This window comes from Kitasatospora sp. NPDC091257, assembly GCF_044757675.1.
GTDB classification, from domain to species: Bacteria; Actinomycetota; Actinomycetes; order Streptomycetales; family Streptomycetaceae; genus Kitasatospora; species Kitasatospora lactacystinica.
In genome coordinates, this window is record NZ_JBIVVI010000196.1 from 1 (window position 1) to 9965 (window position 9965).

Annotated in this window: 12 protein-coding genes; 6 read left to right on the top strand and 6 right to left on the bottom strand. The window is 70.8% G+C overall.

Features of this window, described 5'->3' with window-relative positions; all coding sequences use genetic code 11:
• Positions 1-114: 114 nt before the first annotated feature.
• The 3 genes from pstC to pstB are packed head-to-tail and all read left to right on the top strand — an operon-like array spanning position 115 to position 2900.
• The gene (pstC, locus tag ACIQOV_RS12205; RefSeq protein WP_401047799.1) at positions 115-1014 is read left to right on the top strand and encodes a phosphate ABC transporter permease subunit PstC; all 900 of its coding nucleotides are present in this window, start codon (positions 115-117) and stop codon (positions 1012-1014) included.
• Positions 1011-2081 carry a phosphate ABC transporter permease PstA gene (gene pstA, locus ACIQOV_RS12210; RefSeq protein ID WP_401047802.1) on the top strand — a complete coding sequence of 357 codons (1071 nt, stop codon included), beginning with the start codon at positions 1011-1013 and terminating at the stop codon, positions 2079-2081. The genes pstC and pstA overlap by 4 nt, the downstream gene beginning before the upstream one ends.
• 42 nt (positions 2082-2123) lie before the next feature.
• The gene (pstB, locus tag ACIQOV_RS12215; RefSeq protein WP_359914169.1) at positions 2124-2900 is read left to right on the top strand and encodes a phosphate ABC transporter ATP-binding protein PstB; all 777 of its coding nucleotides are present in this window, start codon (positions 2124-2126) and stop codon (positions 2898-2900) included.
• 159 nt (positions 2901-3059) lie between these two features.
• Here pstB and ACIQOV_RS12220 read toward each other — a convergent pair whose 3' ends face one another.
• Both ACIQOV_RS12220 and ACIQOV_RS12225 read right to left on the bottom strand, forming a co-directional pair.
• Positions 3060-4055, bottom strand: a complete 996-nt coding sequence (locus ACIQOV_RS12220) for an anion permease (RefSeq protein ID WP_401047805.1) — start codon at positions 4053-4055, stop codon at positions 3060-3062.
• A gap of 5 nt (positions 4056-4060) precedes the next feature.
• Positions 4061-4681: a DUF47 family protein gene (locus tag ACIQOV_RS12225; RefSeq protein WP_359914173.1), complete on the bottom strand. Its 621-nt coding sequence runs from the start codon at positions 4679-4681 to the stop codon at positions 4061-4063.
• 359 nt (positions 4682-5040) lie between these two features.
• Here ACIQOV_RS12225 and ACIQOV_RS12230 point away from each other — a divergent pair, with 359 nt between their 5' ends.
• The gene (locus ACIQOV_RS12230) at positions 5041-5409 is read left to right on the top strand and encodes a metal-sensitive transcriptional regulator (RefSeq protein ID WP_401047808.1); all 369 of its coding nucleotides are present in this window, start codon (positions 5041-5043) and stop codon (positions 5407-5409) included.
• A gap of 93 nt (positions 5410-5502) precedes the next feature.
• Here the strand turns inward: ACIQOV_RS12230 and ACIQOV_RS12235 are convergent, their stop codons facing one another.
• Both ACIQOV_RS12235 and ACIQOV_RS12240 read right to left on the bottom strand, forming a co-directional pair.
• Complete coding sequence (locus ACIQOV_RS12235; protein WP_359914178.1) at positions 5503-5691, bottom strand: hypothetical protein; 189 nt, start codon at positions 5689-5691, stop codon at positions 5503-5505.
• A gap of 217 nt (positions 5692-5908) precedes the next feature.
• Positions 5909-6808: a hypothetical protein gene (locus tag ACIQOV_RS12240; RefSeq protein WP_401047811.1), complete on the bottom strand. Its 900-nt coding sequence runs from the start codon at positions 6806-6808 to the stop codon at positions 5909-5911.
• Positions 6809-6941: 133 nt separating this feature from the next.
• On the opposite strand from ACIQOV_RS12240, the gene ACIQOV_RS12245 reads away from it, so the two are divergent.
• Positions 6942-7133, top strand: a complete 192-nt coding sequence (locus tag ACIQOV_RS12245) for a hypothetical protein (protein ID WP_380546947.1) — start codon at positions 6942-6944, stop codon at positions 7131-7133.
• A gap of 49 nt (positions 7134-7182) precedes the next feature.
• Here the strand turns inward: ACIQOV_RS12245 and ACIQOV_RS12250 are convergent, their stop codons facing one another.
• Positions 7183-7905, bottom strand: coding sequence for a phosphatase PAP2 family protein (locus ACIQOV_RS12250; protein WP_359914186.1), 723 nt, complete (start codon positions 7903-7905; stop codon positions 7183-7185).
• A 193-nt stretch (positions 7906-8098) separates the two neighbouring features.
• Positions 8099-9307 carry an NlpC/P60 family protein gene (locus tag ACIQOV_RS12255; protein ID WP_401047815.1) on the bottom strand — a complete coding sequence of 403 codons (1209 nt, stop codon included), beginning with the start codon at positions 9305-9307 and terminating at the stop codon, positions 8099-8101.
• A gap of 239 nt (positions 9308-9546) precedes the next feature.
• Between ACIQOV_RS12255 and ACIQOV_RS12260 the strand changes: the two genes are divergently transcribed.
• Positions 9547-9897 (top strand): hypothetical protein, encoded by a 351-nt coding sequence (locus ACIQOV_RS12260; protein ID WP_359914191.1) that lies wholly within the window; start codon positions 9547-9549, stop codon positions 9895-9897.
• Positions 9898-9965: the final 68 nt, after the last annotated feature.

Sequence of the window (9965 nt, forward strand, 5' to 3'; positions counted from 1 at the left end):
GTGGAGACGCTGGTCGCCGGCCGGCGCCAGATCGCCACCGAACTGCGCGCGGGGGAGCGGCAATGAGGCAGGGAACGCCGGCCGCGCGACAGCCGGGTCGGCGACAAGATCTTCATGAACCTCGCCCGGGGCTCGGGCATCCTCCTGCTGGTCGTCATGGCCGCCATCGCCGCGTTCCTGACCTGGCGGTCGGTCCTGGCCCTGACCACCAACGAGGGCAACTTCCTCACCAGCTTCGAGTGGACGCCGGACGCCCCGAAGCCCGTCTTCGGCATCGCCGTCCTGGCCATCGGCACCATCGTCAGTGCCGTCATCGCGATGGCGATCGCCGTCCCGGTGGCCATCGGGATCGCGCTGTTCATCTCGCACTACGCGCCGCGCAGGATCGCCCAGCCGTTCGCCTACCTGGTCGACCTGCTCGCCGCCGTCCCCAGCATCGTCTACGGCCTCTGGGGCGCGCTCTTCCTGGTCCCGCACATGGACGGCCTGACCAGCTGGCTCAACGACTACCTGGGCTGGACGTACATCTTCGACCAGACCAGGACCGGCACCCCGCGCAACCTGTTCACCGTCGGCATCCTGCTGGCGATCATGGTCCTGCCGATCATCACCGCGGTCTCCCGCGAGGTGTTCCGCCAGGTGCCGCGGATGCACGAGGAGGCGGCGCTCGCGCTCGGCGCGACCCGCTGGGAGATGATCCGCACCGCGGTGCTGCCGTTCGGCCGCCCCGGCATCATCTCGGCCTCGATGCTCGGCCTCGGCCGCGCGCTCGGCGAGACCATCGCGGTCGCGGTGGTGCTCTCCGCCAGCAACGTCCTGTCGCTGCACATCCTCGACGCGGGCGGCGGCACCTTCGCGCAGAACATCGCGCTGAAGTTCGCCGAGGCCGGTGACAACGGCCGCAACGCGCTGATGGCCTCCGGCCTCGTCCTGTTCGTCATCACCCTGCTGGTGAACGGTGCCGCGCGACTGATCATCGCCCGCCGCAAGGAGTACTCGGGGGCCAACGCATGACCGTCACCGCCGTCATCGAGGACGCCCGGCCGGTCGGCCGTCCGCTGACCGCCAACCGACTGCCCAAGTGGGCCCCGGCCGCCGTGGCCGTCGGCTCGATCGCCCTCGGCTGCGGGATCGGCGTGGCCGGCGGGCTGGCCAGCCACCTCCAGTGGGGCCTGATCTCGGCCCTGCTCTTCGTCCTGATCAGCTACGTCCTCTCGGCCCGGGTCGAGGGCCGCCGGCAGGCCAAGGACCGCTTCGCCACCTCGGTGGTCTGGGTCGCCTTCATCCTGGCCGTCGTCCCCCTGGTCGCCCTGACCTTCTACACCGTCCAGCAGGGCATCGGAGTGGTCGACGGGAACTTCCTGAGCCACTCCATGAAGGGCGTGATCCAGTCCGGGCCCGGCGGTGGCATCTACCACGCGCTGATCGGCACCCTGGAGCAGGTCGCCCTGGCCACCGCGATCGCGGCCCCGATCGGGCTGCTGACCGCCGTCTACCTGGTCGAGTACGGCCGCGGCACGCTCGCCAAGGCGGTCACCTTCTTCGTCGACGTCATGACGGGCATCCCGTCGATCGTCGCCGGTCTGTTCATCCTCTCGCTCTGGAACCTCGCCCTGGGCTTCAGCTACTCCGGCTTCTCGGGCAGCCTCGCGCTGGCGATCCTGATGATGCCGGTCGTGGTCCGGTCCACCGAGGAGATGCTGAAGCTCGTCCCGAACGAGCTGCGCGAAGCCTCGTACGCGCTCGGCGTGCCGAAGTGGAAGACCATCCTGCGGATCGTCCTCCCCACCGCGATCGGCGGCATCACCACCGGTGTGATGCTCGCGGTCGCCCGCATCACGGGCGAGACCGCCCCGGTGATGATGCTGGTGTTCGGCGCCGACTACATCAACAACAACCCGTTCGACGGACCGCAGCAGTCCCTGCCGATGTACATCTGGACCCAGTACTCGCAGGTCAACAACGACTTCGGCTACGCCCGTGCCTGGGGCGCGGCGCTGGTGCTGATCGCCTTCGTGATGGGGCTCAACCTCGTCGCCCGGGGCATCGCACGCTGGCGCTCGCCCAAGGGCGGGCACTGAGCGACCGACTGACGTACGAGACAGACGAGAGAAGCAACGATCATGGCCAAGCGCATCGACGTCAGCGGACTGTCGGCCTACTACGGCACCACCAAGGCCATCGAGGACATCTCGATGAGCATCGAGCCCCGCTCGGTGACCGCCTTCATCGGCCCGTCCGGCTGCGGCAAGTCCACCTTCCTCCGGACCCTGAACCGGATGCACGAGGTGATCCCGGGCGCCCGGGTCGAGGGCAAGGTCCTCCTGGACGACGAGAACCTCTACGCCTCCAACGTCGACCCGGTCGCCGTGCGCCGCTCGGTCGGCATGGTCTTCCAGCGCCCGAACCCCTTCCCGACCATGTCGATCTACGACAACGTGATCGCGGGTCTGCGGCTCTCCGGCGTGAAGAAGAAGTCCGTGCTGGACGAGGTGGTGGAGCGTTCGCTGAAGGGCGCCAACCTCTGGAAGGAGGTCCACAACCGGCTGAACAAGCCGGGGGCCGGCCTCTCCGGCGGTCAGCAGCAGCGCCTCTGCATCGCCCGCGCCATCGCGGTCGAGCCCCAGGTCCTGCTGATGGACGAGCCCTGCTCCGCGCTCGACCCGATCTCCACCCTCGCCATCGAGGACCTGATCGGCGAGCTCAAGGAGCAGTTCACCATCGTCATCGTGACCCACAACATGCAGCAGGCGGCCCGCGTCAGCGACCGCACCGCCTTCTTCAACCTGGCCGGCGTCGGCCAGCCGGGCAAGCTGGTCGAGCTGGACGACACCCAGCGGATCTTCTCCAACCCGCAGGTCCAGGCCACCGAGGACTACATCTCCGGCCGCTTCGGCTAGACCGGAGCCCGTCACGGGCGGCGCCGAGGCGCCGGGACGCGTGACGGATCGCGAGCTGTCCCGCGGTGCTGCATGGCGGTGCCGCCGCGGGACATGGAAAAGGGCCCGCCCCCGAGATGTGGGGGCGGGCCCTGTCCGTCCGTGCGTCCTGCGGGGCCGTCAGCCCCAGAACAGGTGGACGAACCAGTACATCAGCGCTGCGACGACGGCGGCCGCCGGCATCGTGATGAACCAGCCGAGCACGATGTTCTTCGCGACGCCCCAGCGCACCGCGCGGATCCGCTTGGTGGCCCCCACGCCCATGATCGCCGCGGTGATCACGTGGGTGGTGGAGATCGGCGCCTTGAAGACGAACGACGAGATGTACATGACCGTCGCGGAGGTGGCCTCGGCGGCGAAGCCCTGCGGCGGGTCCAGCTCGATGATCTTTCGGCCGAGCGTCCGCATGATCCGCCAGCCGCCCGCGTAGGTGCCCAGCGAGAGCATCGTCGCGCAGGAGATCTTCACCCAGACCGGAATGCCGTTGCCGGACTGGTGGCCGGAGATGGTCAGTGCCATGACCACGATGCCCATGGTCTTCTGGGCGTCCTGGAGGCCGTGCGCCAGGGCCATCGCGGCGGCCGAGGCGGTCTGGGCGACCCGGAAGTTGCGCTTGGCCCGGTGCGGGTTGGCCCGGCGGAAGATCCACAGGATCGCCAGCATCACCAGGAAGCCGCCGACCAGGCCGACCACGGGCGAGACGAACATCGGGATGACGATCTTGTCGAGGACCCCGCTCCAGATCACCTCGGTGCCGCCGGCCAGGGCCGCGCCCACCATGCCGCCGAACAGCGCGTGCGAGGAGGAGGACGGAAGGCCGAAGTACCAGGTGACCAGGTTCCAGGCGATCGCCCCGACCAGGGCCGCGAACAGGATCGCCATCCCCTGGTTGCCGGTGGGGGTCTCGATGATCCCCTGGGAGACGGTGTGCGCCACGCCGCTGCCGAGGAACGCGCCCGCCAGGTTCATCACCGCGGCCATCGCCAGCGCCGCCCGGGGGGTGAGCGCCCGGGTGGAGACCGACGTGGCGATCGCGTTCGCCGAGTCGTGGAAGCCGTTGGTGTACGTGAAGAAGAACGCAACGCCGATGACGGCGATGAGTGCTGCCATGTCCACGGGAGTCAGGACTCCTTGACGGCGATGGTCTCCACCGTGTTGGCGACGTGCTCGAACGCGTCCGCCGCCTCCTCAAGGACGTCCACGACCTGCTTGAGCTTGAGGACCTCGATGGCGTCGTACTGACCGGAGAACAGGTGGGCGAGCAGCTTGCGGTGGATCTGGTCGGCCTGGTTCTCCAGACGGTTGACCTCGATCCAGTACTCGGTGAGGTTGGACATGCTGCGCAGGTTCGGCATCGCCTCGGCGGTGAGCTCCGCGGCGCGCGCCAGTACCTCGATCTGCTGCTCGACGCCCTTCGGCAGGGTCTGGATGTCGTAGAGGACGACCAGGTCGACGGCTTCCTCCATGAAGTCCATGATGTCGTCCAGCGACGAGGCGAGGCTGTAGATGTCCTCGCGGTCGAAGGGCGTGATGAAGGACGAGTTCAGCTGGTGGAAGACGGCATGGGTGGTGTCGTCCCCGGCGTGCTCGGCGGCGCGCATGCGCTCGACGATCTCCGCACGGGCCGACACGTCTGATCCCAGCAGCTCCAAAAGGAGCTTCGATCCGACGACGAGGTTCTCCGCCGCGGCGGCGAACATGTCGTAGAAGCTCGTCTCCTTCGGGGTCAGGCTAAAACGCACGGAAATCTCCGATGTGCGGGGTAGGGACTGAACGATGCTAGGTGCAACCGAACGCAATCACGCAAACGGGGTGTCGGGGAAGGAGCCGGAACCTCCCCTTCCGTTCGGTCGCCGCACCGGCTGATCCGGGCGCACCACCACACGTGGACGCGAGCCCCAGTCTGACGGAACCTCGCCCGGATTGTCCCCGTCGTGCGTACCGGAGAACGGGGCGCCGCTCAGACGGGTGAACCGCCGGGAGCCCCCTCCAGGGCCCCCGCGGCACATGCCGGGACGGCCGTCGGAACACCACGGAGGGCCCCGGTGTTGGACACTTGTGGCCGACGCAGCCACCAGGCACTGAGACGAAGGCGGGGCCGATGACCACGACGCAAGCGCGCAGCGAGCCGGAGCACGCGCAGGGGACCGAGCCGCCCGCCGGCCCGGCCCCGGCCGGGCACCACGGCCCGCACGGCTACAGCGCGCAGAAGGACGCCCACCTCAAGCGGCTGCGCCGGATCGAGGGCCAGATCCGCGGCCTCCAGCGCATGGTCGACGAGGACGTCTACTGCATCGACGTGCTCACCCAGGTCTCGGCCGGCACCAAGGCGCTGCAGTCCTTCGCGCTCTCCCTGCTGGAGGAGCACCTGCGGCACTGCGTCGCCGCGGCCGCCGAGGAGGGCGGCGCCGAACTGGACGCCAAGGTGGCGGAGGCCACCGCCGCGATCAGCCGCCTGCTGCGCAGCTGAGCCGCCGGGCCGACCGCTTCGCTCCGGGGGCGCGTCGCTCCCGGAGCGGACCTTGCCCGCGGCGCACCCGGGCCGCGTCGCGTCCGGAGCCCGCTAGCCGTCGGCCTCCCGGTCGCACTGCCCGGGTTCGGACCGGTCCAGCAGCACCTCGTCGATCCGCTCGGTCGGCAGCCGGTCGCCGGAGCTGGCCGTCGCGGCGATCATCAGCTCGCCGGCCAGATCGATCTCGTCGAGGGCCGCGTCGTCGTGGCCGCCGCTGCGGCCGCCCGTGGACGACACCACCTGCACCACCCCTTCAGTGCCTCGCCAGCCCGGGCGGCAGCCACCCGGAGTCCAGCCTAGGCACTTCGGGGCCCGTCCACATGGCACGGACGGGCCATCTCGGCGCCGCCGAAACGGGTGGCAGTCGCTCCCCGGACGGCCACCCGCCCCGGCGGCACCCCGTCTCGCCCCCGCGCCGGAGCGCTGCCCCGGCGGCCCGGGGCGTGTCGGACCAGCCCTACTTCGGGCTCTCCGTGGGCTTCATCCGGTAGATGTCCGAGGCCGAGGGCTCGGCCGCCTCCACCGGCTTGCCGAAGTCCGACAGCGAGGTCGTCGACGTCACCTTCACCTGGTCCCTGGGCTCCTTCGACCCGGCCACCCCGGCGAAGGTGAACACCTCGACCACCTTGCGCAGCCGGCCCTGGTCGTCCAGCCAGGCGTCGTACGGGACCTCCTTGACGGTGAAGGTCTGCGCGCCCGTCCGCAGGCCGTCCCCGCCCCTGCCGCCCGTCGCGTCGGCCGCCTTCACCAGGTCCAGGGTGCCCCGGAAGTGGTGCAGCGCCACCCCGTCGACGGTCTCGGTGCCCACCGCCTCCGCCTTCTGCGCCCCGCGCAGCGCCCCCGCCGCCGAGGCCGGGTCGGTGGCCCCGCTGCTGACCAGGTTGCCGTCCGGCAGCTGGCGCACGTCCAGCTTGACCCACTTGCCCGCGGGGACCTTGGCACCGCTGTTCTGGAGGTAGACGGTGCCCGGCAGGACCACCTCGACGATCTTCCCGGTGGTCGCCGCACCCGGCGGCACCTGGACCTCCAGCCGGCCGATCCGCTTGACGTAGTCGTAGCCGCCGGTGCCGCTGAACGAGGCCTTCTTCTCGGTCGACTCGGTGACCAGCTCGGTCGCGGCGTGCGCGGAGCCGGTACGGCCGGTGATGTCGGGGGCGTTGCGCACCGCCGTCAGCGCGTCCGCGGCGAGCTGGTCGGGGGCGCCCGACTGCTGGTCGGAGGAGCCGTCGACGGGGCCGCCGGAGCAGCCGGCGGCCCCCGCCGCCAGGACGGCGGCGAGCAGGGCGGCCCCGGCCGCCGAGCGCAGGTGCGGACCCGGACGGCGTGCCGACCGTCCGGTGCGCTGCTGGTCGGTCATCTTCATCCTCGCGACAACCCCCTCGGGCCCGACTGCCCCGCCGGCCACCACCGGGCGGGCAGAGCTCTTTCCGGGCAAACGAGTTGGGACGCCAAGAGTTACGGGGGCCGGTGCGGGCGCTACCGTGAACCACGTGCACAGTGAGCTGCCGACGGCACCCGGCACCGCCCGGATGCCCGAACACCGCCTCGCGGTCGGCGAGCGCGGATCCTTCGCCTTCGCGACCTGCAGCTGCGGCTGGTACTCCCCGGCCCGCCGCTCGCGCGAACTGGCCCGCCGCGAGGGGGCCGACCACCTCGCCGAGAACGGCGCCGGACCGGACTGATCCCACCGGGCCCAGGACACCTGCGCGGCGCCGGGCCCGGGAGACGGCGTCAGGCCGCGAGGTCGGACTCCGGCGGCTGCTCCCCGGCCCGCACCGCCCCGCGCCCGCGGCGACGGCCGCGCGGACCGGCCCCGACGCGGGCCGCACCGCCGCGCTCGGGCGCCCGGATCAGCGGGGCGACCGCCGTGCGGCTCAGCGCGTGGCAGAACGGCACCAGCACCGCCATCGCGATCGGCGCCAGCAGCAGCACCACGGCGACGGCGAGCGCGAAGCCGCCGATCACGTCGGTCGGGTAGTGGACGCCCATGAACATCCGGCAGAAGCCCTGGAGGAGGGCCAGCCCGCCGGCGATCCAGCCCAGCCTGCGGTTCACCAGGAACAGCGCCACCGCGACACCCATGGTCATGGTCGAGTGGTCGCTGACGAAGGAGTGGGTGCCGGCCTTGCCGTCCACCAGCACCAGCAGCCCGGGATGGTCGACGAAGGGACGCGGGCGGTTCACGATCGCGGCGATCGGCAGGTTGGCCAGCTCGGCGACGGCCACCGAGAGCGGCACCCAGAGCAGCCCGGCCACCGCCACCGGCGCGTCCGGCCGGCGTCTGGCCTGGAGCCAGGCCACCAGGCCGAGCATCGCCAGGCCGATCAGGATGCCGTACTCGCCGATCCACGAGACCAGGTGGTCCAGCCACTGCGGGGAGCGCTTGGCCAGACCGTTGACGGCGTAGAGCAGGTCGAGGTCGGGGTTGGTCGTGTCGGCAAGCGGCGTCGACACGCCGCACCTCCTTCTGGTCCGCTGCACCTGTACGTTCCCGCCGGGGCCCGCCCGGCGCCGAAAGCTGACGAGGGACCACCGGACCCAACGTCATCACCGGGACACAGCGTTCCACGGAAACGCGCGGTTATGGAAACTTGACTCAGCGTCCACAGCGCGCACACAGCTCCCCGCCGCCCCGGCCCCACCGCACCTACCGACCCGCCCCGGCGGGAGCCGGCCCGGCCGGTGCGGGCGGGGCGGCGACGGCCGACCGGGCGGGGGTCGCCGGGGCGCTTCCCGGCGCGCCGCCCTGGGGGAGGCCCTGGGTGCCGCCCTGGTTCCCCGCGGGGGCGGTGGGCTCCGTCCCGCCCGGGCGGGACGGAGCGTTGACCGCGCCGTCGTTGTTGCGGGTCGGCAGAGCCTGGGCCCCGTCCGAGGTGACCCGGGTCGCGCCGATGTACTCCCGGGTGTCGATCTTGTCGTAGCGGATCACCGCGCCGGTGTGCGGGGCGTTGATCATGTACCCGCCGCCCACGTAGATCCCGACGTGGTGGATGCTCCGCGGATCGCTCAGGTCCGTCGCCCAGAACACCAGGTCGCCCGGCCGCAGCTGATCGCGCGACGGGTGCGGCCCGGCGTACCACTGGTCGTTGGCCACCCGGGGCAGGGTGATGCCCACACTGGCGAACGCGGCCTGGGTCAGGCCCGAACAGTCGAACCGCCCGCTCTGCGAGGGCAGGCCCTCACCGCCCCACAGGTACGGGGTGCCGAGCTTGGTCTGCGCGAAGTAGATCGCGGCCGACGACTGCGGGGACACCTCCAGCGGCGCGGTCGGCGAGGCGGGCGCCGTGAAGCTGCGGGCCATCGCCTGGATGTTCCGCACGTAGCCCTGGGTCTCCCTGTACGGCGGCACCCCGTTGTACTTCTCCACCGCGCCCTCGCCGGCGTTGTAGGCCGCCAGCAGGTTGGCCTGGGGGTCGCCCGGGACCTTCGCGACCCGCTTGGCGATCGCGCAGTCGTAGGTCGCCGCCGAGGCGATCGCGTCCAGCGGGTCCCAGACGTCCGCCCTGCCGTCCCCGCTGCCGTCGGTGGCGTACTCGGACCAGGTGCCCGGCATGAACTGCGCCATGCCCTGCGCCCCGACCCCGGAGCGCGCCCTGGGGTCGAAACCGCTCTCCTGGTACAGCTGCGCCGCGAGCATCGGCGGGGAGATCTCCGCGCAGAGCGCGCCCCACTTCTGGATCGGATCCTGGTAGGCCGCGGGGACCGTTCCGGGGGAGAGGGCGGAACGATTCGCCGCCTGTTGCGGCGTCCCACTTGCCGCATAAGTCCCCATCGTCACCAGCCCGATGAACCCGAACGCAACAACTCCCGCAGCGGCGGCGGCCGTACCGGCCTTCCGGAGTACCATCAGCACCATCCCGACGAATCGTCAGTCGAAGTGTCCCGGAAGGCGTTGCTCACCGCAATCATCAGAGATACGAACAGTGAGCGCTATCCTTCGTACGGTGTACATCCTCGCGTACGTGTCCGATGCCTCACGACCGATTCGCGAGAAGTAGCCAAGTCGACATCAGATCTGGCCAAGAATAGGTACCGACCCTTCGCGCGGGCCGGGTCCGGGCCCTTGAATTTGCCTGATCGGGCGGTGAGATGGAAATGAACCTGAGCAGCGTGCACACCAATGCGGTCGGCCACCTGGCCGAGGACCCCCCCAAGAAGCCGAACATCGACACCATCATCGGCGGAATCGCCCCGGACTGGGGGCCGTTCGCGACCCTCGGGTCGGAGGCACGGGTGATGGTCGAGGTCATCATGGCCGTCGCCATCCTCCTCTGCCTCGGCATCGCGGTCTGGGGCGCGGCCAAGCAGCGGATCGGTGCGACCGCGATGCGCGACAGCTTCGGCGCCGAACAGGGCAAGGGACTGATCGTCGCCGGACTGACCGGCGTGTTCATCATCGGATCACTGGGCACCCTGTTCACCATTGTCTACGGCATGGCGATCTGACGATCGGACAGCAGTAGTCCGACCTGCCTGAGACCGGGTCCCCGCCCGGACCCCCTCCGACAGCCGAC